The 25,783-nt window shown below is 74.0% G+C and carries 25 protein-coding genes; 10 read left to right on the top strand and 15 right to left on the bottom strand.

The genetic code is table 11. From position 1 onward, the window contains the following. Positions 1-58: 58 nt before the first annotated feature. Both ACH34Q_RS16385 and ACH34Q_RS16380 read right to left on the bottom strand, forming a co-directional pair. Positions 59-1,060, bottom strand: a complete 1,002-nt coding sequence (locus ACH34Q_RS16385) for a cation diffusion facilitator family transporter (protein WP_395983798.1) — start codon at positions 1,058-1,060, stop codon at positions 59-61. Positions 1,061-1,116: 56 nt separating this feature from the next. Then, positions 1,117-2,280: an AMP-binding protein gene (locus ACH34Q_RS16380; RefSeq protein WP_395983797.1), complete on the bottom strand. Its 1,164-nt coding sequence runs from the start codon at positions 2,278-2,280 to the stop codon at positions 1,117-1,119. 89 nt (positions 2,281-2,369) lie between these two features. On the opposite strand from ACH34Q_RS16380, the gene ACH34Q_RS16375 reads away from it, so the two are divergent. From ACH34Q_RS16375 to menD, 3 genes are read left to right on the top strand one after another with little or no spacing between them, the layout of a single operon-like run. Beyond that, entirely contained in the window at positions 2,370-3,305 is a 936-nt protein-coding gene (locus tag ACH34Q_RS16375; protein ID WP_395983796.1) for a 1,4-dihydroxy-2-naphthoyl-CoA synthase, read from the top strand. A gap of 39 nt (positions 3,306-3,344) precedes the next feature. Next, the gene (locus ACH34Q_RS16370; RefSeq protein WP_395983795.1) at positions 3,345-4,298 is read left to right on the top strand and encodes an o-succinylbenzoate synthase; all 954 of its coding nucleotides are present in this window, start codon (positions 3,345-3,347) and stop codon (positions 4,296-4,298) included. Then, positions 4,295-5,962, top strand: coding sequence for a 2-succinyl-5-enolpyruvyl-6-hydroxy-3-cyclohexene-1-carboxylic-acid synthase (gene menD / locus ACH34Q_RS16365; protein WP_395983794.1), 1,668 nt, complete (start codon positions 4,295-4,297; stop codon positions 5,960-5,962). Before ACH34Q_RS16370 ends, menD begins: the two co-directional genes overlap by 4 nt. 75 nt (positions 5,963-6,037) lie before the next feature. Here the strand turns inward: menD and ACH34Q_RS16360 are convergent, their stop codons facing one another. Together ACH34Q_RS16360 and ACH34Q_RS16355 are read right to left on the bottom strand one after the other, a co-directional pair. Continuing rightward, the gene (locus ACH34Q_RS16360; RefSeq protein ID WP_395983793.1) at positions 6,038-6,748 is read right to left on the bottom strand and encodes a diguanylate cyclase; all 711 of its coding nucleotides are present in this window, start codon (positions 6,746-6,748) and stop codon (positions 6,038-6,040) included. 270 nt (positions 6,749-7,018) lie between these two features. Beyond that, positions 7,019-7,828 (bottom strand): tyrosine-protein phosphatase, encoded by an 810-nt coding sequence (locus tag ACH34Q_RS16355; RefSeq protein ID WP_395983792.1) that lies wholly within the window; start codon positions 7,826-7,828, stop codon positions 7,019-7,021. A 240-nt stretch (positions 7,829-8,068) separates the two neighbouring features. Here ACH34Q_RS16355 and ACH34Q_RS16350 point away from each other — a divergent pair, with 240 nt between their 5' ends. Together ACH34Q_RS16350 and ACH34Q_RS16345 are read left to right on the top strand one after the other, a co-directional pair. Beyond that, positions 8,069-9,097 (top strand): fatty acid desaturase family protein, encoded by a 1,029-nt coding sequence (locus ACH34Q_RS16350; RefSeq protein ID WP_395983791.1) that lies wholly within the window; start codon positions 8,069-8,071, stop codon positions 9,095-9,097. Positions 9,098-9,120: 23 nt separating this feature from the next. Continuing rightward, the gene (locus ACH34Q_RS16345; RefSeq protein WP_395983790.1) at positions 9,121-9,936 is read left to right on the top strand and encodes an Fpg/Nei family DNA glycosylase; all 816 of its coding nucleotides are present in this window, start codon (positions 9,121-9,123) and stop codon (positions 9,934-9,936) included. Positions 9,937-9,969: 33 nt separating this feature from the next. On the opposite strand, the gene ACH34Q_RS16340 is transcribed toward ACH34Q_RS16345, so the two are convergent. The 6 genes from ACH34Q_RS16340 to ACH34Q_RS16315 form a co-directional block, all read right to left on the bottom strand. Further along, positions 9,970-11,223 carry a cation:proton antiporter gene (locus tag ACH34Q_RS16340; RefSeq protein WP_395983789.1) on the bottom strand — a complete coding sequence of 418 codons (1,254 nt, stop codon included), beginning with the start codon at positions 11,221-11,223 and terminating at the stop codon, positions 9,970-9,972. 8 nt (positions 11,224-11,231) lie between these two features. Further along, the gene (locus ACH34Q_RS16335) at positions 11,232-11,714 is read right to left on the bottom strand and encodes a cation:proton antiporter regulatory subunit (protein ID WP_395983788.1); all 483 of its coding nucleotides are present in this window, start codon (positions 11,712-11,714) and stop codon (positions 11,232-11,234) included. A 96-nt stretch (positions 11,715-11,810) separates the two neighbouring features. Next, entirely contained in the window at positions 11,811-12,896 is a 1,086-nt protein-coding gene (locus ACH34Q_RS16330) for a helix-turn-helix transcriptional regulator (protein ID WP_395983787.1), read from the bottom strand. 34 nt (positions 12,897-12,930) lie between these two features. Continuing rightward, positions 12,931-14,166 (bottom strand): isochorismate synthase MenF, encoded by a 1,236-nt coding sequence (locus ACH34Q_RS16325; RefSeq protein ID WP_395983786.1) that lies wholly within the window; start codon positions 14,164-14,166, stop codon positions 12,931-12,933. Between the two features lie 231 nt (positions 14,167-14,397). Further along, the gene (locus tag ACH34Q_RS16320; protein WP_395983785.1) at positions 14,398-14,985 is read right to left on the bottom strand and encodes a biotin transporter BioY; all 588 of its coding nucleotides are present in this window, start codon (positions 14,983-14,985) and stop codon (positions 14,398-14,400) included. Between the two features lie 106 nt (positions 14,986-15,091). Beyond that, positions 15,092-15,799 (bottom strand): spermidine synthase, encoded by a 708-nt coding sequence (locus ACH34Q_RS16315; protein WP_395983784.1) that lies wholly within the window; start codon positions 15,797-15,799, stop codon positions 15,092-15,094. A gap of 104 nt (positions 15,800-15,903) precedes the next feature. Here ACH34Q_RS16315 and ACH34Q_RS16310 point away from each other — a divergent pair, with 104 nt between their 5' ends. Further along, entirely contained in the window at positions 15,904-16,692 is a 789-nt protein-coding gene (locus ACH34Q_RS16310; RefSeq protein WP_395983783.1) for an SDR family NAD(P)-dependent oxidoreductase, read from the top strand. Positions 16,693-16,700: 8 nt separating this feature from the next. On the opposite strand, the gene ACH34Q_RS16305 is transcribed toward ACH34Q_RS16310, so the two are convergent. After that, positions 16,701-16,973 (bottom strand): hypothetical protein, encoded by a 273-nt coding sequence (locus ACH34Q_RS16305; RefSeq protein ID WP_395983782.1) that lies wholly within the window; start codon positions 16,971-16,973, stop codon positions 16,701-16,703. Positions 16,974-17,016: 43 nt separating this feature from the next. Next, positions 17,017-17,991 (bottom strand): GlxA family transcriptional regulator, encoded by a 975-nt coding sequence (locus ACH34Q_RS16300; RefSeq protein ID WP_395983781.1) that lies wholly within the window; start codon positions 17,989-17,991, stop codon positions 17,017-17,019. Between the two features lie 105 nt (positions 17,992-18,096). On the opposite strand from ACH34Q_RS16300, the gene ACH34Q_RS16295 reads away from it, so the two are divergent. Further along, complete coding sequence (locus ACH34Q_RS16295) at positions 18,097-18,900, top strand: NAD(P)H-dependent oxidoreductase (RefSeq protein ID WP_395983780.1); 804 nt, start codon at positions 18,097-18,099, stop codon at positions 18,898-18,900. A gap of 36 nt (positions 18,901-18,936) precedes the next feature. On the opposite strand, the gene ACH34Q_RS16290 is transcribed toward ACH34Q_RS16295, so the two are convergent. Together ACH34Q_RS16290 and ACH34Q_RS16285 are read right to left on the bottom strand one after the other, a co-directional pair. Continuing rightward, the gene (locus tag ACH34Q_RS16290) at positions 18,937-19,674 is read right to left on the bottom strand and encodes a TetR/AcrR family transcriptional regulator (protein WP_395983779.1); all 738 of its coding nucleotides are present in this window, start codon (positions 19,672-19,674) and stop codon (positions 18,937-18,939) included. A 143-nt stretch (positions 19,675-19,817) separates the two neighbouring features. Beyond that, complete coding sequence (locus tag ACH34Q_RS16285) at positions 19,818-21,338, bottom strand: Rv2578c family radical SAM protein (protein ID WP_395983778.1); 1,521 nt, start codon at positions 21,336-21,338, stop codon at positions 19,818-19,820. A 158-nt stretch (positions 21,339-21,496) separates the two neighbouring features. Between ACH34Q_RS16285 and ACH34Q_RS16280 the strand changes: the two genes are divergently transcribed. The 3 genes from ACH34Q_RS16280 to ACH34Q_RS16270 all read left to right on the top strand — a co-directional run bounded on the left by ACH34Q_RS16280 (position 21,497) and on the right by ACH34Q_RS16270 (position 24,533). Continuing rightward, a complete protein-coding gene (locus ACH34Q_RS16280; RefSeq protein WP_395983777.1) occupies positions 21,497-23,089 on the top strand; it encodes a glycoside hydrolase family 10 protein in 1,593 nt (530 codons plus the stop codon). 57 nt (positions 23,090-23,146) lie between these two features. After that, positions 23,147-23,350: a DUF3040 domain-containing protein gene (locus ACH34Q_RS16275; RefSeq protein WP_395983776.1), complete on the top strand. Its 204-nt coding sequence runs from the start codon at positions 23,147-23,149 to the stop codon at positions 23,348-23,350. Positions 23,351-23,939: 589 nt separating this feature from the next. Beyond that, on the top strand, positions 23,940-24,533 hold the full coding sequence (locus tag ACH34Q_RS16270; protein WP_395983775.1) for an ATP-binding protein: 594 nt from the start codon (positions 23,940-23,942) through the stop codon (positions 24,531-24,533). Between the two features lie 84 nt (positions 24,534-24,617). On the opposite strand, the gene ACH34Q_RS16265 is transcribed toward ACH34Q_RS16270, so the two are convergent. Further along, entirely contained in the window at positions 24,618-25,745 is a 1,128-nt protein-coding gene (locus ACH34Q_RS16265; protein ID WP_395983774.1) for a helix-turn-helix transcriptional regulator, read from the bottom strand. Positions 25,746-25,783: the final 38 nt, after the last annotated feature.

Below are 25,783 nucleotides of genomic sequence, written 5' to 3'. Positions count from 1 at the left end.
CGCCTCCTTGTTCCCGGCGGCCCCGACCCAGCGTCCCACAAGGTGCGGTAACGCCCGCTCAAGCCCCCGCCCCGGGAGCCTCGGGAGGAGGCGCCGGACGCCCGTACCGGCCGATGACGCGGGCGCGCAGCTCGGGATCGTCGCGCGGGACCGGCTCCAGGAAGACCTCGTCGATCTCCTCGTGCGCCTCGCGCAGCTCGTGGGCCATCCGGACGCAGGCCCGCTCGACGTCGCCGGCGGTGAGGGTGTCCTGGAAGTCCAGCCGGGCGCACAGCAGCACCCGGTCCGCGCCGAAGGTGACGGTGATGATGTCGACGACCCATTCGATCTCGGGGGCGCGGCCGAGGCGGGCGCGGGCGTCGCGGACCAGCCGGGGGTCGGCCTGGCTGCCGGTCAGCAGGCTGAGGTTGATCCGGCCCAGGACCAGCGCGACGGCGGTGAGCAGCACGCCGATCAGGATCGAGCCGACGCCGTCCCAGAACGCGTCGCCGGTGAGCTGGTGCAGGCCGAGGCCGGCGAACGCCAGCAGCAGGCCGGTGAGGGCGGCCGAGTCCTCCAGCAGCACGCTGACCGAGGTCGGCTCGTCGGTGCGCCGGATGTAGGCGATCATCGGCAGGCCCTCGGCGCGGGCGTCGGCGCGCACCTGCCGGAGCGCCTGCTGCCAGGAGATCGCCTCCAGTACGAACGAGACGGCCAGCACCAGGTACCCGATCGTCGGGTCGGCCTCGCCGGTGTGGTGCCCCAGGAGGGTCTCGACGCCCTGGTAGAAGGCGAACAGGGCGCCCATGCCGAAGATCGCGACGGCGACCAGCAGCGTCCAGATGTAGCGTTCCTTGCCGTACCCGAGCGGGTGCCGCCGGTCGGCCGGGCGGCCGCTGCGGCGCAGCCCGACCATCAGCAGCACCTCGTTGAAGGTGTCGGCGACCGAGTGCGCGGCCTCGGCGGCCATCGACGCCGATCCGGTGAGCACCGCGGCGACGATCTTGGCGATCGCGATGCCGAGGTTGGCGGCCAAGGCCAGTGCGACCGTCAGCCTGCTCTCCTGCTGCTGTTCACCCATTCCAGCCCCCTGACCGGCAAGCCTGCCATGCCGGCCCGGCGGCGGGGGAGCGCGGCTCAGCGGTGGGCGTGGCGCAGGCGCAGGCGGTCGGGCTTGCCGGAGGGCAGCAGCGGTACGGCCTCGACCAGTTCCAGCTCGCGGGGGGCGGCGCAGGCGGGCATGCTCGCGCGGACCCAGTCGCGCAGCGCGGCCAGATCGGGTGCGTGCGTGCCCGGTGCGGGGACGACGACGGCGGTGACGCGCTCGCCCCATTCGGGATCGGGACGTCCCACCACGACCACGTCGCCGACCTGGGGGTGGCGGGCCAGGACGGTGGCGACCTCGCCCGCGACGACCTTCTCGCCGCCGGTGTTGATCACGTCGTCGGCGCGGCCGCGGATCCGGAGCCGCCCGTCCTCCATGGCTCCCAGGTCCTGGGTGAGGAACCAGTCGCCCTCGCGGACCGCGGCGGTGAGGTCGGGGCGCCGCCGGTAGCCGGTGAACAGCACCGGCCCGGCCAGGCGGACCCGGCCGTCGTCGCCGACCTCGGCGCGTACGCCGTCGAGGGGGACGCCGTCGTAGGCGCAGCCGCCGCTGGTCTCGCTCATCCCGTAGGTGGTGAAGATCCGCGCTCCGCCCTGCCGTGTTCGTTCGAGCAGGTCGGGGGGAGCGGCGGCGCCGCCGAGCAGGATGGAACGGAATCCGGCCAGGTCCGCGCCGGCGTCCAGGAGCCGCCCGAGCTGGGTGGGGACGACGGAGATGTGCGCGGCTCCGGCGGCGGCGACCCCGGCGGGGTCGAACCGGGGATGGATCATCGGGTCGGTGCCGCCGACCAGGGCCCGTACCAGCACCTGGACGCCCGCGATGTGGCTGGTGGGCAGGCAGCACAGCCAGCGCTCGCCCGGCCCGGCGCCGACGCGGTCCAGGGTCGCGGCCGCCGAGCGGCGCAGCGCCGCGGCCGAGAGCTCCACGATCTTGGGGGTCCCGGTGGAGCCGGAGGTGGCGATGAGGACGGCCGTGTCACCGGCCACGGGCTCGCTGTCGCCCCGGTGGGCCCGTACACCGCCGGTGGTCTCGACGGCGTGCGGCGCCAGGGCGTCCAGCAGGGCGTGGAGCGCGGCGTCGGGCAGGTCGGGGGAGACGGGGCAGATCGCGGGGCCGGTGCCGTCCAGCGCGGCGGCCAGCGCCTCGAGCAGGCGCGGTCCGGGCGGGAGGACGAGGGCGTGCAGGCGGCGATCCATGTCCCGGCCAGCGTAGTCGACCCCGCTGAACGCGTTCGAATCGGGAAGGCGGTTGAATGGGCCCGGCGGATTCGACGGAAGGAAGCGACATGGTCTCGGAGCTGTTCGACGCGGACGCGTGGAAGGAGGTCGAGGGCTTCGGCTTCACCGACATCACCTACCACCGGGCGGTGGAGGGCGGGACGGGAGGTCGGTCGGGGTCGGTTGGTCGGGTAGGCACGGTACGGATCGCGTTCGACCGGCCGGAGGTGCGCAACGCGTTCCGGCCGCACACCGTCGACGAGCTGTACCGGGCGCTGGACCACGCGCGGATGTCCAGCGACATCGGCTGCGTGCTGCTGACCGGCAACGGGCCGTCCCCCCGCGACGGCGGCTGGGCCTTCTGCTCGGGCGGCGACCAGCGCATCCGCGGCAAGGACGGCTACAAGTACGCGGAAGGAGACACGAGCGAGTCCATCGACCCGGCCCGGGCGGGGCGGCTGCACATCCTGGAGGTGCAGCGGCTGATCCGCACCATGGGCAAGGTCGTGATCTGCGTGGTGCCCGGCTGGGCGGCCGGCGGCGGGCACAGCCTGCACGTGGTGTGCGATCTCACTCTGGCGAGCCGTGAGCACGCCCGGTTCAAGCAGACCGACGCCGACGTGGCCAGCTTCGACGGCGGTTTCGGGTCGGCGTACCTGGCCCGCCAGGTGGGGCAGAAGTTCGCCCGCGAGATCTTCTTCCTCGGCGACACCTACGATGCCGAGGCCGCGCACCGGATGGGCATGGTCAACGCCGTCGTCGCGCACGCCGAGCTGGAGCGCACGGCGCTGGCGTGGGGCCGCAAGATCAACGGCAAGAGCCCGACCGCGCAGCGGATGCTGAAGTTCGCCTTCAACCTCGTCGACGACGGCCTCGTCGGGCAGCAGGTGTTCGCGGGGGAGGCGACCCGGCTGGCGTACGGCACCGACGAGGCCGCCGAGGGGCGCGACTCGTTCCTGGAGAAGCGCGACCCCGATTGGTCGCGTTTCCCGTGGTACTACTGAATCTTTAAGCTTTCGAAGCGTGACGTCTGGGGGTCGAGGGTGCGGGTCTACTCCATCCCGATGCGGACGCGGTTCCGTGGCATCACGCAACGGGAAGGCGTCCTCATCCAAGGGCCGGCCGGCTGGGGGGAGTTCTCCCCGTTCGCCGAGTACGGTCCCGCCGAGTGCGCCCGGTGGCTGGCCGCCGCGCGCGAGGCGGCCTACGGGGAGTGGCCGCGGCCGCGCCGCGACCGGATCCCGGTGAACGTGACCGTCCCCGCCGTCGACCCGGAGCGGGCGCACGCGATGACGGCCGCGTCCGGGTGCCGTACGGCCAAGGTCAAGGTCGCCGAGCGTGGCCAGGACGAGTCCCAGGACATGGCGCGGGTGGAGGCGGTCCGCGACGCGCTCGGCCCCAAGGGCAAGGTGCGGGTGGACGTCAACGGCGGCTGGGACGTCGACACGGCGGCCCGGATGATCCGCGCCCTCGACCGGTTCGACCTGGAGTACGTCGAGCAGCCCTGCGCGACGCTGGAGGAGCTGGCCCGGGTGCGGCTGCGGGTGGACGTGCCGGTCGCGGCCGACGAGTCGATCCGCCGCGCCGAGGACCCGATGAAGGTCAGCGCCGCGGGCGCCGCCGACGTGGCGGTGATCAAGGTGCAGCCGCTGGGCGGCGTGGGACCCGCGCTGCGGGTCGCCGAGGCGTGCGGGCTGCCGGTCGTGGTGTCCAGCGCCGTGGAGACCTCCATCGGCCTGGCCGCCGGGCTCGCGCTGGCCGCCGCGCTGCCCGACCTGCCGTTCGCGTGCGGGCTGGCGACGCTGTCGCTGCTGGAGAACGACGTCGTCGACGATCCGCTGCGGCCCGTGGACGGCGAGATCGAGGTGCGCCGTCCCGTGCCGGCCGAGGACGCGCTGCGCCGGGTGGAGATCGGCGACGGCGGCTGGCGGCGGCGGGTCGCCGCCGCCCAGGAGTTCATGGACGCGCCGCCGGTGATCGGAGCCCTGGGCAGATGAACCCCGCCACCGCGCTGGCCACCGTGCTGGTCGACGAGCTGCTGCGCTGCGGCATGACCGAGGTGGTCCTGGCGCCCGGCTCCCGGTCGGCGCCGCTGGCGCTGGCGCTGTACACCGCCGAGCAGTCCGGCCGCGTCCGGATGCATGTGCGGATCGACGAGCGCTCGGCGTCGTTCCTGGCGCTGGGCCTGGCCAAGCGGTCGGGCCGCCCGGTCGCCCTGGTGTGCACCTCGGGTACGGCCGCGGCCAACTTCCATCCGGCCGTGATCGAGGCGCACGAGTCGGGCGTCCCGCTGATTCTGATCACCGCCGACCGGCCGCCCGAGCTGCGCGACACCGGCGCCAACCAGACCATCGACCAGGTCAAGCTGTACGGGACGGCGGCCCGCTGGAGCTGCGAGGTCGGCGTACCGGAGAACCGTCCCGGCATGGTCGCGTACTGGCGCTCGCTGGTCAGCCGGGCCTGGGGCCTGGCGCAGGCGCCCGAGCCGGGCCCGGTGCACCTGAACGCGGCGTTCCGCGAGCCGCTGGTGCCCGACGGCGACGACAGCTGGTGCGAGCCGCTGGACGGCGACGCCACCGGCGCCTGGACCAGGATCCGCGCGGCCACGCCCGGCTCGGTGCTGCACGTACCGCCGACCCGGCGCGGTGTGCTGGTGGTCGGCGACGGCGCCAGCAACGTCAAGCGGTACGTGGCGGCCGCGTCGATGGCGGGCTGGCCCGTGCTGGCCGAGCCGAACGGCAACGCCCGCTACGGCGACCACGCCCTGACCTCGCACCACTTCCTGCTGGGCGTCCCGGAGTTCGTCGAGCGGCACCGTCCCGAGGTGGTGGTGACCCTCGGCAAGCCCGGCCTGTCGCGGCCCCTGCTGTCGCTGCTCAGGCGCGCGGAGGAGCACATCGTGCTGTCGCCGGGCCTGGCCCGCTGGCCCGACCCGGTCCGTTCGGCCACCCAGGTCGCCCAGGACGTGGAGATCCCGGTGGTGTCGGGCGACGACGCGTGGCTGAAGTCGTGGCGCTCGGCCGACCAGGCCGCCGCGGCGGCCGTGGACGCGGTGCTGGACGCGATCCCCGAGGTCACCGAGCCGCGGCTGGCCCGCGATCTGGTCGCCGGGCTGCCCGGCGGATCGCTGCTGTTCTCCGCCGCCAGCATGCCGATCCGCGACCTGGACCAGGTGATGCGCCCGCGCCGGGGGATCCGGATCATGGCCAGCCGGGGCGCCAGCGGCATCGACGGGCTGGTGTCGACCGCGATCGGCGCCGCGCTGGCGCACAGCGGCCGCTCGTACGCGCTGCTGGGCGACCTGGCGTTCCTGCACGACCAGAACGGGCTGGTCATCGGCCCCTGGGACAGCAGGCCCGACCTGGCGATCGTGGTGGTCAACAACCAGGGCGGCGGGATCTTCTCGCTGCTGCCGCAGGCGTCGCTGCGCGGGCCGTTCGAGCGCGTCTTCGGCACGCCGCACCAGGCCGACCTGGGCGCGATCGCCGCCGCGCACGGCGTCCCTTACCGGCTGCTGGAGTCGGCGGCCGACCTGCCGAAGGCGATCGCGGGGGAGGGGCTGCGCATCATCGAGGCCCGGACCGAGCGCGAGGCCAACGCCGCCCTGCACGCCGAGATGCGGACCGCCGCCCACAACGCCGTCCGCGAGTTCCTCGCCTAGGGCCGCACGAGCGCCGGGCCCGGCCCCTCGGACCGAGCAGAAACTTACAATGTAAAGACCGTGGGCGGGTTGGTCTCACCCGACCGTCGCGGGATCCGCCGGAATCGCCAGTGTGGACGTGGGCGGCACCTCGGCCGGCGGCTGGGCCTTGAGGGTGGGGCGGGCGCGCAGGCAGCGCCACATCTCCTCGGCGTACGGAAGCGCGCCGAACAGCCCCATCGCGCCCAGCAGGGCGATCCGCGTCCGGCGGGAGAGGGGATCGCGCCGCTTCAGCCGGATGCCGAAGTCGGCCTTGGCGCCGCCCGTGACCAGATCGCGGGCCTGGTCCCAGTACATGGTGGCCAGGAAGCCGGTGGCCATCAGCGGCACGACCTCCAGGAGGCTGTGGATGTGCTGCTCGGCGGGTGTCACCTTCCGCCGTTCCTCGGCGTACGAGACGTCCCAGTAGGCGGTCGCGCTGTGCACGCCGAGCGCGCCGGCGCAGGCGGCCAGGACCCCGGGATTGACCTCGCAGAACAGCCCGAGGACGACCGGCGCCCCGGCCTCGGTCATCATCAGCGCGTGGATCGCCGACTCGCGCGCGCCGGCGGTGTCCTCGATGTGGGTGCGGCGGTGGCGGTGCCAGTCGGCCAGTCCGGCGCCGAGCCAGAGCGGCAGCACCCCGGCGATCAGCCAGCGCCGGGTGGCGGTCTCGACGCCGAAGGAACGCTGGACGTCGCGGGCCGTGACCGGGCGGTGCGTGACGAGATCGATCAGGGCGGCATGGTCAGGGGAGCGCAGTTTCATCGGGCCTTCCTCTCCGTGGCGGCGCGATCTGCTCGCTACCCCGAGCACCCGCGGCTAATCGGCCACGGGCGTGGGCCGCCCCGCCTCGTACTTCTGGGGGAGGGGAGTGCTCACTCCAAGGTCGGCGGCGAGTGCCGGGGGAGGGCTGCCGCGAGGAGGTCGGGAAGAGCCGCCGGCCAAGGCGGGATGGAAGATACTTCAGCCCTCAATATACAATGTAAAGGCCCTGGGCTGGAAAGTGCTTCCCAGCCCAGGGCCAACAGCAAAACGTCAGTCGAGGAGACGCGCCCGAAGGGCGTCGGTGTCTTCCTGGGTCCAGCCGTGGGTGGCGAGCCAGCCGAGGACGCCGCCGGCCTCCTCGTCGATCCTGGCCATGAACTTCTCCATGATGGCCGCGTGCGGCATGTGGCTGTCGGCCGGGCGGGAGTCCAGGTCGGCGGCGTAGGTGTCGCTGGAGCGGAGCCGGCCCAGGACGGCCTCGATGCGCTCGCCGGTCTGGGCGTAGTCGGCGACGATCGCCTCACGGGTGACGCCAGCGACCTCCAGGGCCAGCGCGCACACGACTCCGGTACGGTCCTTGCCGGCGGCGCAGTGCACGAGGGAGGCCCCGTCGGGACGGGTCATCACGCGCAGCGCGGCCACGATGGAGTCGCCCCGGTCGCGGAGGTAGCCGAGGTAGTGGCCGATCGAGCGGTCGCCGTCGGTCTCGGCGTCGGGCTGGTTCTGCCAGGGCAGGACCTTGTCGATGTCGACGGCGTCGTCGGGGGTGTCGGCGGCGACGTCGGTGTGGCGGCCGCCCTCGGAGAACAGCGACAGGTTGTGCACGGTGATCGAGGGGGTGCGGGTCAGCGGGCCGGGGCCTTCCAGGCGCACCTCGGCGTCGCTGCGCAGGTCGATGATGTTCTTGAGTTCGTAGTCGTCGAGCAGGAGCCGTGCGTCGGCGACGGAGAGGTCCTGCAGGTTGTCGGAGCGCAGCACCCGGCCGCGCCGTGTGGTCCGGCCGTCTGCCGTCGGGAGTCCGCCGAGGTCGCGGACGTTGACCGCCCCGTCCAGATCGATCCACCGTGAGCGCGCGTTCATGACTTCTGACCTTATATGCCGGGAGTGTGGGAAGGTTCGACCGGCCTGCCGGCCGTGGCCGAGGCGGGTGCGGGATCAGGGCCGTGACCTGGGGCGGGACTAGGGGTAGGGTCCCGGCATGAGACCTCTGAGCCAGATCGGAGATGGCTCTTCGGCGGGGCGAAAGGACGAGGGCGCGGCGCATAGCGTTCGAGGCAGGCGCGGCCATTCCCGTGCCTTCCCCGCGAACGGAGGCCCCGCATGACCGTCACCCTCGACGAACCGCGCAGTAGTAGCACCGGCGGTAGTGATTTCGGCCCGCTGGCGCGAAAGGTGCGCGCCGCCGGGCTGCTGGACCGGCGGCGCGGGTACTACGCGTGGGCGATCGGGACGAATCTGGCGGCCACGGCGGCCGTGTGGACGGCGATCGGGGTGTTCTCGGCTTCCTGGTGGGTGGTCTTGCTGGCGGTTCCGCTGGCGCTGCTGACCGCGCGCACGGGGTTCCTGGGGCATGACGCCGGGCACCGGCAGATCGCGGCCTCGCACCGGGTGAACCGGTGGCTGGGGCTGCTGATGGGCAACCTCATGCTGGGGATGGGGTACGGGTGGTGGAACCACAAGCACAACCGCCATCACGCCAATCCCAACCATGTCGGCAAGGACCCCGATGTGGGTGAGGGCATCCTGGCGTGGACGCAGGAGCAGGCGGCGCGCCATAACGGGCGCGGTGCGCGGTGGTTCGCGCGTCACCAGGCGAAGCTGTTCTTCCCGCTGCTGCTGGGCGAGGGCGTGAACCTGAAGGTGTCGACCGCGCTGGACCTGCGCCGGCTGCCGATGCGTGACCGGCTGCTGGAGGGGTCGCTGGTGCTGGTGCACCTGATCGCCTTCTTCGGCCTGGCCTTCACGCTGCTGTCGCCTGGCAAGGCGGTCGTGCTGATCCTGATTCAGCAGGGTCTGTTCGGGGTGCATCTGGGGTCGGCGTTCGCGCCGAACCACAAGGGGATGGAGATGCCCGGGGACGACGTGCGCTGGGATCATCTGCGCCGGCAGGTGCTGACGTCGCGGAACGTGCGCGGCGGTGTGGTGACGGACTGGATGCTGGGCGGGCTGAACTACCAGATCGAGCACCACCTGTTCCCGAGCGTGCCGCGGTCGAATCTGCGCAAGCTGCAGCCGATGGTGCGTGAGCACTGCGAGGCCGTGGGGCTTCCGTACGCGGAGGCGAGCCTGGTGGCTTCGTACCGGCAGTCGCTGGGGCATTTGCATGAGGTCGCCGAGGTGCTGCGTTGACCGCGCGCCTATGCTGATCGGTCATGCCTGAAGGTCATACGATCCACCGACTGGCCGCTGAACATCTCCGGATGTTCGGCGGCCGTCGTGTTGGTGCGGGGAGCCCGCAGGGGCGGTTCGCGGAGGGTGCCCGGCTGCTGGACGGGCAGGTGCTGCGGGAGGCGGACGCCCATGGGAAGCATCTGCTGCTGAGGTTCGGTGAGGACCGGGTCCTGCATGTGCATCTGGGGATCTACGGCAAGTTCACGTTCGGGACGGGGCCGGCGCCCGCGCCGGTGGGTGCGGTGCGGTTGCGGCTGGAGGGCGGGGGCGCGTTCGCTGATCTGCGCGGTCCGAACACGTGCGAGGTGCTGGATCCGGGTGAGGTGAAGGTGCTGCGGGATCGGCTGGGGGCCGATCCGCTGCGGGCGGACGCCGATCCGGAGTGGGCGTGGCGGCGGATCGCGCGGTCGCGGACGAGTGTGGCGGTGCTGCTGATGGATCAGTCGGTGGTGGCGGGGCCGGGGAACATCTACCGGGCCGAGGTGCTGTTCCGGCAGGGGGTCCATCCGGCGGTGCAGGGGTGTGCGCTGGAGCAGGGGCGGTGGTCGGCGATCTGGGACGACCTGCGGGTGCTGATGGCCGCGGGCGTGGGGTTCGGGCGGATCGACACGGTGCGTCCCGAGCACATGCCGGAGGCGATGGGGCGCGCGCCGCGGGTGGACGATCATGGCGGTGAGGTGTACGTGTACCGGCGTGCGGGCCTGCCGTGCCTGGTGTGCGGTTCGGTGGTGCGTGCCGAGGTGGTGGCGGGGCGGAATCTGTTCTGGTGTCCGGGGTGCCAGCCGGCGGAGCGGTGAGCCGCGGGCCGGGCGCGGCCCACCGCGTGGCGATCAGGTGGCGCGTTCGGCGGCTTCTTCGGGTCCTTTGGTGAGGGTGACGGGGAGTTCGTCGGGGTCTTCGTCGATCTGGTGGCGGGCGCCGTGGGCGCCTCGCTTGCCGCGGATGGCGTTGGCGAGGGGTTCGGCGCTGCGTGCCAGCAGGGGTCCGGCGACGGCCAGGATGAGGACGTACGCGGCGGCCAGGGGGCCGAGCTGGGCGTTGGTTCCGGCCGTGACCGCGAGTCCGGCGATGACGATGTTGAATTCGCCGCGCGGGGTCAGGGCGGTGCCGGCGCGGATCTGGCCGGTGAGGGCGACTCCGGCGCGGCGGGCGGCCAGCCAGCCGCTGCCCATCTTGGTGGCGATGCCGATGACGGCGAGCAGGGCGGCGATGCCGAGGACGGGCGGCAGGGCGCGGGGGTCGGTGTGCAGGCCGAAGAAGACGAAGAAGACGGCGGCGAACAGGTCGCGCAGCGGGGTGAGGACCTTCTGCGCGGTGTGGGCGAGGGGGCCGGACAGGGCGATTCCGACGAGGAAGGCGCCGACGGCGGCCGAGACCTGGAGTTGTTGGGCGATGCCGGCGACCAGGAGGGTCAGGCCGAGGACCTTGAGGAGCAGGACCTCGTCGCTGGGGCTGGCGACGAAGCGTTCGACGAGGTTTCCGTGCCGTAGCGCGATGTAGAAGATGATCGCGATGGTGAGCAGGGCGATGCCGAGGGTGGTGGCGCCGCCGATGAGGCCGGCCCCGGCGAGCAGGGCGGTGAGGATCGGCAGGTAGGCGGCCATGGCGAGGTCTTCGAAGACCAGGATGGACAGGACGGCGGGGGTTTCGCGGTTGCCGAGCCAGCCGAGGTCGCCGATGACTTTGGCGGTGATGCCGGAGGAGGTGACGTAGGTGATGCCGCCCATGGCGACGGCGGCGACGGGGCCCCAGCCGAGCAGGAGTGCGGCGATGACGCCGGGTGCGGCGTTGAGGGCGAGGTCGAACAGGCCGACGGGGGCGGAGGTGCGCAGGCTGCCGATGAGTTCGCCGGCGGTGTATTCGAGGCCGAGGGTGAACAGCAGGAGGATGACGCCGACTTCGGCGCCGATGGCGACGAAGTCCTCGCTGGCGCCGAGGGGGAGGAAACCGCCGGAGCCGAAGGCGAGGCCGGCCAGCAGGTAGAGGGGGATGGGGGAGATGGAGAAGCGGGTCGAGACGGCGCCGAGCAGGCCGAGGGCGAGGATGATCGCGCCGAGTTCGATCAGTTGTACGGCAGTGTGCATCGGCTCCCTTATCCGTCGGCGAGGAGGGTGGCGACGGCGGTGGTGCCCTCGTCGGTGCCGACGGCGACGACGATGTCGTCGGCGGCGAAGGTGAAGTCGGGGCGGGGGCTGGCCAGGACGGCGCCGGCGCGGACGACGGCGACGATGGAGGCGCCGGTGCGGGTGCGGGCGCGGGTGTCGGCGAGGGGGCGGCCGGCGTAGGGGGAGCCGGGGGCGATGAGGATCTGTTCGGTGACCAGGCCTTCGACTTGGCGGTGCAGGTCGTTGAGGCGTTCGACGACGCGTCCGGTGCCGAGCAGGTCGGCGATGGCGTTGGCCTCTTCGGTGCTGAGTTTGACGGTGACGACGCAGGTGTCGGGGTCGTCTCTGTCGTAGATGACGAGGTCCTTGCGGCCGGTGCGGTGGGAGACGACGCCGATCTGGCGGCCGCGTGCGGTGGTGAGGACGTGCTGTAGGCCGATTCCGGGCAGCGCGGTCCGTTCGACGTCCACGATCTTTCTCTCTTTCGGTTCTGTGCGTGGGGTGCGGGGTGTGGCGCGGTGGGTGGTCCGCGGTGGTTCTGGCGGCAAATCCGAAATCATCGCAGATCAGGTGGAGCGTTCCGGATTCGGGGTGGTGGGGTCGTGGGGGTAGCGGCGGGCGAGGGCGTGGGCGGTGGCGGCGATGGTGTCGCGGAGTTCGGGGGGTTGGAGGACTTCGAGGTCGGTGCCGAGTCGGAGGAATTCGGCGTGGGCGTGGCGTACGGATTCGATGGGGACGGTGGTGGTGGTCCAGCCGTCGGGTTGGGGTGGGCCGGCGTTGTCGTGGGCGGCGCGGGCGATGGCCGGGGGGAGCAGGTGGGGGGCGCGGCGCCGTCCTTCGGGGGACAGGCGGATGGTGGCCGTGCCGGGGTAGCTGTCGGCTTCGAAGCGCTGGGCCCAGTCGTTCCAGTAGGTGGCGAGGTCGAAGCCGGTGGGGCGGGTGAAGTGGTGGGGGAGGGGGCGCAGGGTGAGGACGCGGGAGATTCGGTAGGTGCGGACGGAGTCGCCGTCGTCGCCGTCGCGGGTGGCGTTGCCGGCGCTGTCGGTGTCGGTGTCGGTGTCGGCGGTGCCGGGGTCGCGGGTCTCGGAGCGGGCGATGAGGTACCAGATGCCGGCTTTGAGGACGACGCCGAGGGGGTCGAGGGTGCGGGTGACCTGCTGGGGTCGTTTCCAGCGTTGGTAGAGGATCTCGATGCGCCGCTGGTTCCAGACGGCGTCGGCGGTGGCGGTGAGGTGGGGGACGGGGTCGGGGTGGCGGAACCAGCCGGGGGCGTCGAGGTGGAAGCGTTCGCGGATGTGGCCGGCGCGGGTGCGCAGGTGCGGGGGGAGGGCGGCCATGAGTTTGAGTTCGGCGGCGGCCAGCAGGTCGCCGAGGCCGAGTTGGGTGGCGGGGCCGGGCATGCCGGTGAGGAAGAGGGTCTCGGCCTCGCCGGTGGTGAGGCCGTTGAGGCGGGTGCGGAAGCCGTCCAGGAGGCGGTAGCCGCCGTCGGGGCCGCGGTCGGCGTAGATGGGGACGCCGGCGCCGCTGAGTGATTCGACGTCGCGGTAGACGGTGCGGACGGAGACGTCGAGTTCGGTGGCGAGCTGGCGTGCGGTCATGTGTCCTCGGGTCTGCAGGAGCAGGAGGAGGGACAGCAGCCGGGACGCGCGCATTGGATCAGTTTGCCCGAGTGTGGGGTGGTGCGGTTCAGCCTTCGAGGGCGTACTGCATGGCGCGGAACTTGCTCTGGGCCTCGGCGAGTTCGGCGGCGGGGTCGGAGTCGGCGACGATGCCGCAGCCGGCGAACAGGCGGGCGCGGGTGCCTTCGAGTTGGGCGCAGCGCAGGGCGATGCCCCATTCGCCGTCGCCGCGGGAGTCGACCCAGCCGACGGGGCCGGCGTAGCGGCCGCGGTCCATGCCTTCGAGTTCGCGGATGAGCTGGAGGGCGGTGTCGGTGGGGGTGCCGCAGACGGCGGGGGTGGGGTGCAGGGCGGCCAGGACGTCCAGGACGGAGCGTTCGCTGTCGAGGCGGCCGTGGACGGCGGAGGCCAGGTGCATGACGTTGGGGAGGGTGAGGAGTTCGGGTTCTGCGGGGACGGTCAGTTCGGCGCACAGGGGGGTGAGGGCGTCGCGGACCATCTCGGTGGCGTAGGCGTGCTCCTGGCGGTCCTTGGCGGAGGCCAGGAGGCGGGTGGCGCGGGCGGCGTCGTCGGCGGGGCCGGTGCCGCGGGCGGCGGTGCCGGCCAGGACGAGGGAGTCCAGGGTGCCGCCGGTGCGGCGGATGAGGAGTTCGGGAGTGGCGCCGACGAGGCCGGCGCAGGAGAAGGTGTAGCAGCCGGGGAAGCGGTCGGCCAGGCGGCGCAGCAGGACGCGGGCGTCGATGGGCTCGGTGGCGTGCGCGTTCAGGTCGCGGGCCAGGACGACCTTGCCGAGGTGGCCGTGGCGGATCCGGTCGACGGCGGTGGCGACGGTCTTCTCCCAGGCGGGGGCGGTGAGGGCGCCGTCGCTCCAGGTGAGCCGGGTGGGCGGTACGGGGGGGTGGACCAGGGCGGGCGGTGAGGGCTGGGTGCCGATGGTGGTGAGCCAGGCGCGGCCGTCGCGGCGGCCCAGGGTCCAACGGGGGACGATGAGGACCGAGTCGGGGGATTTGGGGTCGAAGCCGAAGCCGCCGAAGGCGACGGGGCCGGAGCCGGGGACCTGGACGGGGTCGTCGATGGAGGCCGAGCCGAACAGTTCGCGCAGCCAGTGGCCGGCGGCGGCGAAGCGGTCCTCGCCGCCGGGCAGGTCCAGGCGGGCGGCCTCGCCCCAGCCGACGATGCCCTCGCCGTGCCGGATCCAGGCCAGGGCGGTGGGGTGCGGGAGGCGGGCGAGCAGGTCGCCGGGGTCGGGGATGTGGACGGTGCGGACGACCAGGCGGTCGGGTGCGCTCACGGCCAGGTTCACGGGTGCCACTCTACGGGAGAATTGAACCTGTTCAAACCCGCGGGACCGGCGGGCGGTGTGAGGTGTGCGCCACATCCGGTGTCACGTCCGCCCTGCCCGCCTGTGTCCGTTCTGCCCCGCCATGCCCGGCGGGACGGCCCGTACACCCCGTTCCGGCGGTAGGGCCGTGGCCGGAACCGGCGGTGCCCCCGCGGGCCTGCCCGCGGGGGCACCGGTGAGCAGCGCCGTGGCTCAGCCGTCGCGGCGGCCGACCAGCTTCCAGGCGGCGGGCAGCAGCCCGGCGGCCAGCAGCACCTTCAGCGCGTCGCCGGCCAGGAACGGGGTGAGGCCCAGTTCCAGGGCCTTGCCGACGTCCACGCCGAGGGAGGCCATCAGGTATGGGACGCCGGCGGCGTACATGATGGCGGTTCCGATCAGCATGGTGCCGATGGTGCGCAGCGGCGTGCGGTCGCCGCCGCGCTGGGCGAGCCGGCCGACGACGGCGGCCGCGACGACGAAGCCGATGACGTAGCCGAGCGTGGGGACGCCGGTGCCGGACTGGCCGTCGACGAACCACGGCATCCCGGCCATGCCGGCGGCCAGGTAGAAGGCCATGCCGATCGCGGCGCGGCCCCAGCCGAGGGCGGCGCCGGCCAGCAGCACGGCGAAGGTCTGGCCGGTGACCGGGACGGGGGTGCCGGGCAGCGGTACGGCGATCTGGGCGGCCAGGCCGACGAACAGGGCCGAGCCGGCGACGAGCGCGATGTCGCGGGCAAGGGATCCGGGCAGCAGGTCGCCCAGCACGGCGGTGCGCCGCTGGGCTGCGTGGACGGTAGCCACTGAGTCCCTCCAAACGGGTGGTGTCAGGCCGAAACCTAGCGAACGGGAAGTCGGGGGGACATGAGCGGGGCTCCAAGAACGGCGGCCCCGCATTTGTCCGGGCCGTTCAGCCGGGCCGTTCCGAGGGCGCGGGGGAGGCGAGGTAGACGATGTCGGGCTCGCCGCGCGGTACCGGCACCGGGTGGACTGCGACGCGGGCGAACCGTTCCCGCAGCAGGGCCTCGAAGGCGGGGCTGGCGCCCGCGCTCCAGACCGCCAGCACGCCGAGCGGGCTGAGCGCGCGCCGCAGCAACTCCAGCCCGGCCGGCCCGTACAGGCGGGCGTTGCCGGGGGTGACGGTCCAGTCGGGGCCGTTGTCGATGTCCAGGCAGGCCGCGTCGTGGCCGCCGGGCGCGGCGGCGGCGAGCCAGTCGACCAGGTCGGCCCGGTGGACGCGGACGCGCGGGTCGTCCAGGGCGCCGGCGGAGCGGGCGGCGAGGGGGCCGCCGGGGCGGTGCCAGGCGATCACGGCGGGCTCGCGCTCCACGACCGTGACCCGGCTGACCGCGGGCAGCCGCAGCGCCTCGGCCAGGGAGAACCCGACGCCCAGCCCGCCGATCAGCATCCGGCCCGGCGCGGGCGCCGCCTGGGCGGCCGCGCGGACCAGCAGCCGCTCGGACTCGCCGTTGCGGGTGTCCATCAGGAACATCCCGTTGCTGATGATCTCGTGGTGGCCGCCGGGCGCGGCGCGCAGGACCAGTTCGCCGCCCGGTCCGTGCGCGCGCTGCAGGACGACCGGCTCCCGGTGGGGCTCGTGCGATCGCGAAAGCGCCATGCCCCGACCCTACTGAGGCCCGGCCCCACTGATCACGGGCATTGATCACGGGCATTGATCATTGGGTCTGGGCGGGGCGGCGCGGCTGGGTTAGCGTGCCGCGCATGCAACCACTGCTGACCGCGGGGCGGGTCCTGGTCGTCGGAGCCGGTACCCGCCCGAGCGAGGATCCGGGCGCCCCGCCCGGCAACGGCCGGGCGATCGCGATCACCGCCGCCCGCGAGGGCGCGCGCGTGGCGTGCGCCGATGTCGACGAGGCCGCCGCCGCCGGGACCGCCGAGCTGATCGCCGCCGAACCGGGCGCGCCCGCCGCCTGCGTCGTGACCGCCGACGTGGCCGATCCCGAGGCGTGCGAGGCGATGGTCGCCGAGGCGGCCGAGCGCCTGGGCGGGCTGGACGGGGTGGTGTTCAACGCCGGGATCGGCAGCGGGTACGGGCTGGCCGGCACCGGCCGCGGCGACTGGGACCGGGTGCTGGCGGTCAACCTGCGCGCGCCGTTCCTGGTGGCCCGGGCGGCGCTGCCGCTGATGGGGGAGGGCGGTGCGCTGGTGTTCATCGGGTCGCTGGCCGGGTCCAAGCCCGGCAGCGGGTCCCCGTCCTACGACGCCTCCAAGGCGGGCCTGGCGGGGCTGGTCCGGCACGCCGCCGCCGAGGGCGCGCCCAGGGGGATCCGCGCCAACGTCGTGGCGCCCGGGCTGATCGACACCGTCATGGGACGCGCGGCGTCCTCGGGCAACGCCGGCCGCGACAAGGCCGTGCGGCGCATCCCGATGCGCCGCCAGGGCACTCCGTGGGAGGTCGCCGACGTCGCGGTGTTCCTGCTGTCGGCGCGCGCCGGCTACGTCACGGGCCAGACCGTCCACGTCGACGGCGGCCTGTCCACGCTGCGCTGACGGGGCCGTCAGGAGGCGGGGTCGCGGCGTCCGAAGGCGCCGGGGCCGGCGTGGAACAGGCCGATCAGCAGCACGCCCAGGACGTCGTCGGCCAGGTGGCGCAGGAACGCATCGTCCAGCGGTTCCCCGGTGACGAACAGGCGGGAGAACAGCAGCGCGGCGTCCTGGCCGGTCAGTCCCGCGCGCATCACCTCCAGGACCGCCAGCAGGTCACCGCGCAGTGACCCGGTGGCGGGCGCCGGCTGCGCGGCCGGGCGGCTGTGCCGCCGCACCGCCGCCACGACCAGGGCGGCCTTGCCGGGCCGGCGGCGGTGCCGGGGCCGGTCAGGCGCCGCCGGCGGCGCCGCGGAAGGTGGCGCGGTAGGCGCTAGGGGACACCCCCAGCGCCGCGTGCAGGTGCTGCCGCAGCGACGCGCCCGTACCGAAACCGGCCTCGGCCGCGACCCGGTCCACCGGCAGGTCGGTCTCCTCCAGCAGCTGCCGCGCCCGCTCCACCCGCCGCCGCACCAGCCACTGCCCCGCCGGCATCCCCGCCTCCTCGCGGAACCGGCGGGTGAACGTCCGCACGCTCATCGACGAGCGGGCCGCCAGCTCGGCCAGCGTCAGCGGCCGGTCCAGATGCCGCAGCGCCCACGCCCGCGCCGCGCCCGTCGACGCCGTGCCCGGCTCGGCCACCGGGCGCGGGATGTACTGCGCCTGGCCGCCCTCGCGGTGCGGCGGCACCACCGTACGGCGCGCGACCTCGGCCGCCACCGCCGCGCCGTGATCGCGGCGGATCATGTGCAGGCACAGGTCGATCCCCGCCGCCTCGCCGGCCGAGGTCAGCACGTCACCGCCATCGGTGTACAGCACGCCCGGATCCAGCTCGACCTCGGGGAACAGCTCGGCGAACCGCTCGCACGAGCGCCAGTGCGTCGTGGCCCGCCTGCCCCGCAGCAGCCCGGCCGCCGCCAGCACGAACGCGCCCGTGCAGATCGAGGCGATCCGCGTCCCCGGAGCGATCTCCGCCAGCGCGGCCGCCACCGGCGCCGGCAGCGCCGCGTCGACGCCGTCCTGCTCGTGCGAGGCCGGGACGATCACCGTCCCGGCCGCCGCCAGCGCCCGCGGCCCGTGCTCGACCAGCACGGTGAAATCGGCGTCGGTCCGTACCGGGCCCGGCTCCGGCGCGCACGTCACCACCTCGTACAGTCGCGCCCCGTCCGCCGACACCGCCGACCCGAACATCTGGTGCACGATGCCCAGCTCCATCGGCAGCACCCCGTCGCGGACCAGTACCGCCACCCGCTCGATCCCCGTCATGGCCGGATCCTTTCACATCATGGCCATCGGGCCACTCGTGGGCGCGGCGGCCGGCGAGCAGGATCGAAGACGCCACACCGAACGACCGAACGAGGAGGCGTACTGATGAACGTGCTGTGGGTGTTCGCCCATCCCGAACCGCGCTCGCTGAACGGGGCGCTGCGCTCGCACGGCCTGAGCGAGCTGGCCGCCGCCGGCCACCGGATCCGCGAGTCCGACCTGTACGCCATGGGCTGGAACCCGGTCGTGGGGCCCGGGGACTTCGGCCACGACCCGCGCGAGCGGCTGCTGGTCGGCGCGCGCTCCGAGCACGCCCACGCCACCGGCGGCCTCAGCGCCGACATCCGCGCCGAGCAGGACAAGATCGCCTGGGCGGACGCGGTGGTGCTGCAGTTCCCGCTGTGGTGGCACGGCATGCCCGCCATCCTCAAAGGCTGGTTCGACCGCGTGTTCGTCCAGGGATTCGCGTTCGGCGTCACCGGCCCCGGCGGGCGCACCCTGCGGTACGGGGAGGGCGACCTGGCCGGCAAGCGCGCCCTGGCCGTGGTGACCGCCGGCGCCCGCGGCAGCGGCCTGGCCGAACGCGGCCTGCACGGCGACATCCAGCAGCTGCTGTTCCCGCTGCTGCACGGCACCCTGTTCTACACCGGCATGCAGGTCCTGCCGCCCCTGCTGGTGCCCGGCGCCGACCGCCTCACCGCCAGCGGGGGCGAGGCCGCAGCCGCACGGCTGCGCGAGCGGCTGCGCACCCTGGACACCGCCGAACCCATCGCCTACCGCCCCGAGACCGGCGGCGACTACGGCGACGACCTGATCCTGCGGCCCCACCTGGAACCCGGCCGCACCGGCCTGGACGTCCACGACCGCACCGCCCCCGCCGCCCGCCCCGTCCCGGCCGGCGCGCGCTGACCGGCCCGGCCCCGACCGGCCCGCGCCGGGCGGGCGTCAGGGGCGGCGGCGCTCCAGGGGCTCCAGGTAGCCCAGCAGCACCTTCTTCACCTCCGCGGTCACCGCGGCGCGCTCGTCCTCGGCCGCCGCGGTGACCATCGGCACCATCGCCTGGAAGATCTGGATCAGCACCCGCGCCGAACGGGTGCGCTCGGCGGGCGAGAGCCCCGGCGCCCGCACCCGCAGCAGCGCCTCCACCCGGCCCAGCAGCGCCGCCTGGATCGGCGCCACCGCCGCCGCCAGCCCCGCCGGCATGTCCGCGCGGGCGAACAGCGCCTTGAACCCCGGATGGGCGAGGTTGAACTCGATGATCGGATCGGCCATCCGGTCCACCATCCGCGCCGCCGGCACCCGGCCGGCGTCGGGCGACTCGAACGCCTGGCGGTGCGCCCGCACCATCTGCCCCACGAACCGGTCGGCCAGCGCCTGCGCGATCGCCTCCTTGTTGGGGAAGAACTGGTACAGCGACCCGGGCGAGATGCCCGCCGCCGCCGCGATCCGGTTGGTGGTGGACGCCTCGTACCCGCACTCGGCGAACACCCCGGCCGCCGCGTCCAGGATCTCCTGCATCCGCCGCTCACCGCGCGCCTGCCGCTTGCGCGGCCGCGCCCGCTCCGCCTCCGGCGCCGCCCCGGCCTCCCGCGGCCGCTCCCGGGGCGGATCCGGCGCGTCCCGCTCCCCGGCCACCGGCCCGGTCTCCGGTCGTTCCTCCTGGTCTGAGGCCTGGTCGGCCACGCGCCCGCACCCCCTTCGGATTCCCCGAGTATGACAGATGCGAGCATCCACTCGTATTCTCGCCCGGCGGCGAGCGGCGCCTCAGCGCGAGAACCCCGGCACGGTCCTCATACCGGTCCTCACGCCGGGCTTCGGGCCCGTCCTCATGTCGGGAGCGCCAGCTGCTCGGGGCCCGGCGGCAGGGGAGGCCGTCCGGGCGGGATCCGGCGCGGCCGCCGCGGCCCGGCCCGCCGCCCGATGCCGTGCTCGCGGGCCAGCTCCCGCACCTGGTGGGAGATGCGGTCCTGGTACTCGCGGGGCGTGTAGGCGCCCCGCGAGTACAGCCGCGCGTACGGCACCACCAGGTCCGGGCGGTGCTCGCGCAGCCACGACAGGAACCACTCGCGCGCGCCCGGCCGCAGGTGCAGCACGATGGGCGACACCGACGTCGCGCCCGCCTGCGCGATCGCCCGCACCGCCGCCTCCAGCTGCGCGGGGGAGTCCGACAGGTAGGGCAGCACCGGGCCCATCAGCACCGCGCACCCGATCCCCGCGTCGTTCAGCGCCGCGCACACCTGCAGGCGGCGCGCCGGCGCCGGTGTCCCCGGCTCCACCAGCCGCGCCAGCTCCCGGTCGGTGAACCCCACCGACACCGCCGTGCCGACCTCGGTCCGCTCGGCCGCCTCGGCCAGCAGCGGCAGGTCCCGCAGGATCAGCGCCCCCTTGGTCAGGATCGAGAACGGGTTGGCCGCGTCCCGCAGCGCCGCCAGGATCCCCGGCATCAGCCGGTACCGGCCCTCGGCCCGCTGGTAGCAGTCGGCGTTGCTGCCGATCGCGATGTGCCCGCCCCGCCAGCGCGGCGCCGCCAGCTCCCGCCGCAGCCGCTCGGCCGCGTTCACCTTCACCACGATCCGCGAGTCGAAGTCGGCGCCGGAGTCCAGGTCCAGGTACTCGTGCGAGCGGCGCGCGAAGCAGTTGTGCGAGACCACCCCGCCCGCCGCGAAATCGCCGGTGCCGGTCGTGATGTCGTACAGGACCCGCTCGGCGCCCAGCGGCTCCACCGAGACCACCTGGACCGGCGGCGCCGCGTCCACCGCCGCCCCCGGCACCGGATCCCCCGCCGGCCCGCCCGCCCGCACCAGCGCGTCCCCGGCCGCCAGCGCCGGGCGCGGCCGCCCGCACGCGTCGTGCCCGGCCACGTACCGCCAGCCGCGCCCGCTGAGGAACCGGTGGTCGCCGCTGCACACCAGCCGCGTGCCGCCCGCCAGCGTGACCCGGTAGGCGGGCTTGGCCGTGCTCCAGTGGGCCAGGACCTCGGTGACCACGTACCGGCGGCCCGAGCCGGTCCCGCGCGTGCCGTAGACGCGGTCGCCGGGACGCAGGTCGCGCATCGGCCGCGTCCCGCCGCCGGCCACCGGGACGGGCGTGCCGCCGTCCAGGCAGTACGAGCACGCGTGCGAGCAGCCCCGGTAGGGGTTGATCGTCCACCCGAACGGCATCCGGGACGCGTCCGGCACCTTGTTGATCACCGACTTCGCGTGCACCTCGTAGAACGTCATGCCCCGGAACTCCGGCGTGTCGAACGTGCGCGCCACCGCGCCCCGCTCGATCAGCGGCAGCCCGCGCCCGCCGTCGCCGCCGTCATCGCCCTCGTCCTGGACCAGCCGGAGATTGTCCCAGCGCATCCGCAGCCCCCTTCCCGAACGCTCGCACGATAGAACTGGTGTTCGAATATGGCAAGCCGGAATCGCGGCCGGGACCGGGCCGGGAACGAGGCCGCGACGGGCCCGGACGCACCGTTGCGTCCATGGCATCGCTACGAGTGCGTAACAATGGCTCGTCTATGGCATGGCGAACGGAGATCCTCAGCAAGGCCGCCGCCGCGATCGTGACCGCGGCGGCGCTGGCGGCGTGCCTGCCCGCCAGCGGCGGCACCGACGACGACGGCAAGGCGGCCGTACCGCCCGGCGCCCAGGCCGAATGCCCCGCGGTCAAGGCCCCCGGCGACTCCCGCGCGCGCCAGCTGCGCGGCATGTGGATCGCCACCGTCGGCGGCATCGACTGGCCCAAGGGCAAGACCAAGGCCCAGCAGCAGGACGACTACCGCAAGCTGCTCGACACCGCGCAGGCGATGAACCTCAACGCCGTGTTCGTGCAGATCCGGCCCAACTCCGACGCCTTCTACCCCTCACCGCACGAGCCGTGGTCGCAGTGGATCACCGGCACGCCCGGCAAGGACCCCGGATACGACGTGCTGGGCTTCATGCTCAAGGAGGCGCACGCCCGCAACCTGGAGTTCCACGCCTGGTTCAACCCCTACCGCATCAGCCGCCAGGCCGACCTGAACAAGCTCGCCCCCGGCAGCCCCGCCCGCAAGCACCCCGACTGGGTCCGCAAGTACGGCAAGGGCCTGTGGTACGACCCGGGCCTGCCGCAGGTCCGCCGGCTGGCCACCGACGCCGTCATGGACGTCGTGCGCAAGTACGACATCGACGCCGTCCACTTCGACGACTACTTCTACCCCTATCCCGAGGGCGGCGCCGAGTACCCCGACCAGGCCACCTACAAGGCCTACGGCAAGGGCATGGGCAAGGCCGACTGGCGCCGCCAGAACGTCGACACCCTCGTCCGCGACCTGTCGGCCGAGATCCACCAGGCCAAGCCCTGGATGCAGTTCGGCATCAGCCCGTTCGGCGTGTGGCGCAACACCGGGTCCGACCCCTCCGGATCACCCACCGACGGCGCCCTGCAGAGCTACGACGACCAGTACGCCGACACCCGCAAATGGATCAAGCAGGGCTGGATCGACTACGTCACGCCGCAGCTGTACTGGACGATCGGCGACCGCCCCGCCGACTACGCCGCCCTCGTCGACTGGTGGTCCCGCCAGGTCCAGGGCACCGACGTCCAGCTGACCATCGGCCAGGCCGCCTACCGCGTCGGCGAGGGCGGCCCCTGGAACAAGGCCGGCGAACTGCCGCGGCACCTGGCGCTCAACAAGCGCCACCCCGCCGTACGCGGCGACGTCTACTTCAGCGCCGCCAGCCTGGCCGGCAACAAGCGCGGCTTCGCCGAGCGCCTGCGCAAGGAGCACTACCCCACCCCCGCCATCCCGCCCGTCGTCGCCGGCCGCGGCGGCAAGGCCCCCACCCCCGTCCAGGACGTCCAGGCCAAGGCCGACGGCGAGCACGTCAAGGTGCAGTGGCGCCCCTCCCAGGACGCCAAGGCCTACGCGGTGTACCGGGTGAAGGGCGACAAGACCGGCTGCGCCCCCGTCGACCCCGCCGCCCTGGTCGCCCACGTACGCGGCGGCGGCATCATCGACCGCGGCGCACAGCCCGGCCAGACCTACACCTACTACGTCACCGCGCTGGACCGCCTGCACCACGAGAGCGCTCCCGCACGCGGTGCGACGGTCGCCGCCGCCGGGGGATAATGATCTTGCTGCCGGGGGAAGAAGTAGGCACGTGAACGCCCCCCGGAGGTAAAGAGCATGGCGCTGTCGATGGAGGAACGGCGGATCCTCGCGCAGATCGAGGTCCGTCTCAGCGAGGACGACCCGCGGCTGGCCCAGCGCATGTCCCGGCTCGGCCGGGAACGCCGGCCGCGCCGGATCCGCGTCATCGCGGCCGTGGCGGTCGCCGTGATCGGCGTGCTGACCGCGATCGCCGCCGCCGCCGTCACCGCGTTCTCCTAAAGCGCCCCGCTCCGGGCACCTCCGGCGCCGCGGCCCCAGAGCACCGGGCCCGTGAAGCCCCAGGACATGCCCTGGAACGCGCGAAGGCCCCGGCGAGATCAGATCTCGCCGGGGCCTCCGCGGCTAGGCCGGTGTGGTGGTCGCCTCACGGCGAAAGGCACAACGAAGCTCCTGCCCGGCCCTTGCGGACCGGCGGTATTCCCCGAAGGCTAAGGGTAGAGCCCGGGGGACACATGCCACACCGACATCACCCACCATAACGGCATCCACGGGATGCTCGTTCCCCATCTAACGATGTGACTCCGATCACCTATCCCCGAGGTGAGGCCGACCTGGACCCGTGCACCCCCGCCGCCGGGAACGCGTCCACATTGGTATCGGACGGCATGGACGGGGACGGGGACGGTCGGGACGGAACCCGCCCGCCGCCATCCGCGAGCAGGTGCGAAACCCCTCACCGGCACCGGCAGGGGCCACTCCCGCTCCGGCCAGAACCCGGCGCCGGTCCCTATCGCGCGAGGCAAGTCGGGGCACATCCCAGATAGCCGCGCTGACCTGCGTGAACAGGAACGAGTGAGGAGACGGGGCATTGAGTGCCAAAGGGCTGAGCGCACCGGGAGAGCAAGCGCGGGAACAGCGGCGACACCGGCGGTCCGACCGGCGCGCCGCGGCCTGGGACCTGCCCCCCGATCCCGCCAGCGCGTCGCTGGCCCGCGGCCTGGCCGCCCAGACCCTGCGCGAATGGAACATCGGCGATCCCGAGGACGTCGACGACATCGTCCTCATGGTCGACGAACTGATCACCAACGCCGTCGTGCACGGGCGGGGACGGGTCCGGCTGCGGCTCCGCCTGGACGGCGCGCAGCTCACCGCCGAGGTCGGCGACGACGACCCGGCCGCCCCCGCCCCGCCCGGCCGCGGCCCCGGCGTCCTGGAATGGGCCGAGGACGGCCGCGGCCTGCTCCTGGTCGGCACCCTGGCCTCCGCCTTCGGCACCCGCCCCGAAGGCCCCGGCAAGACCGTCTGGTTCTCCCGCCTCCTGCGCCCCGCCCGCGCCGCCGCCGAGCCCCCCGCTACTCCCGAGCACCCCGGCACCGCAGAGCGTCCCGGCACCGCCGAGCGCCCCGGTACCGTCCCCGGCCCGGTACCGCCCGCCGAGGCCCGCCCTCTCACCTCACCCTGACCCCGCACCCCGATCCGCCGCCCCCCCACCGGCGCCCTGGCCCACGCCCCCGCGCCCGCGCGGCCCCCGCGCCGCGGCGGCCGGTCAGGTCTGCAGGGGGCAGCGGTCGGTCAGCCAGACCTCCTCCTCGCCGTCCTCCAGGACGGCCGGAACCGACGGCGGCTCGTCACCGAGACGGTCCAGATGCCACTCGATGTGCGACAGCGGGCCCCGCCACCCGCCGATGAGATCGGCCAGCGGGCGCGCCGGGCCCGCCCGGCCCGACGGGCTCGGCTCGGGCAGCACCCGCTCCCACACCGCGTCGTCGGACCCGGCGCACCAGTGCCCCGCCGCGTCCAGCACCTCCTGCAGATCGCGGGCCAGCTCACCCAGCGAGCGCAGCGCCATCGCGTCCTGGATCATCCGCTCCCGGGCGTCGTAGGCCAGCTCACCCTCGAACCCCGCCGGGAAGCCGGGACGGCGCCCGGCGTACACCGGCGCCTCACCGGTCGCGGCCGCGCGCACCGCCGCCAGCTGCCACCGGCTCCACTCGGCCAGATGGCCCAGCACCCCGCGCAGCGCCGCCGCGCCCTCACCGCCGGCGGCCGCCTCCGCGGTCGCCTCCCGCAGCCGCGTACGCACGTACTGCAGCCGGTCCAGCGTCCACGCGCGCGCCCGCGCCGCACCCGCCGGGCCGCGCGGCACCGGATCCGACGGCGGCCGCGGCACCGGAACCCGCAGCGCCGCCAGCAGCTCGTCCAGATCGCGCATTTCCGCCGCGCGGCCCGACAGGTACGCCGCGCCGATCCGGTCCAGCCGGAACATGCGGGGCCCCTCGCGCATCCGGCACCAGCCCACCAGGTACTCGGCGTAGGGGGCCACGACCAGGCCGTGCGCCTCGACGTCACGGAAGCTGCGCGTCCCGGACCGGTCGGTGTAGGCGAACCTGACGGCGCGCCGCGTCCGCACCGCCTCGGCGAGCGTGTCGTGCACCGGCCCCATCAGCGAGGCCGCCTCCGACATCGGCGGCGGCTCCGGCGCGGGCGGCAGCACGTAGCCGCGGCCGCGTTCCAGCCGTACCGGAAGGCCTCCGTGGACCAGCATCTCCAGGTCGCGGCGGACGGTGCGGCCGCTGACCCGCAGGCGGGCGGCCAGGTCGTCGGCGGTGAGGGGCTCGGGGGCGGCGGCGCGCAGCTCGCAGACGAGGGCCAGCAGCCGGTCGACGCGTTTCACGACCCCATGGTGACCCGCGCCCGCGACATTATTCACGC

This window comes from Actinomadura sp. 9N407 (assembly GCF_044326315.1).
Taxonomy (GTDB): domain Bacteria; phylum Actinomycetota; class Actinomycetes; order Streptosporangiales; family Streptosporangiaceae; genus Spirillospora.
This window is presented reverse-complemented; position numbering and strand designations above follow the sequence as displayed.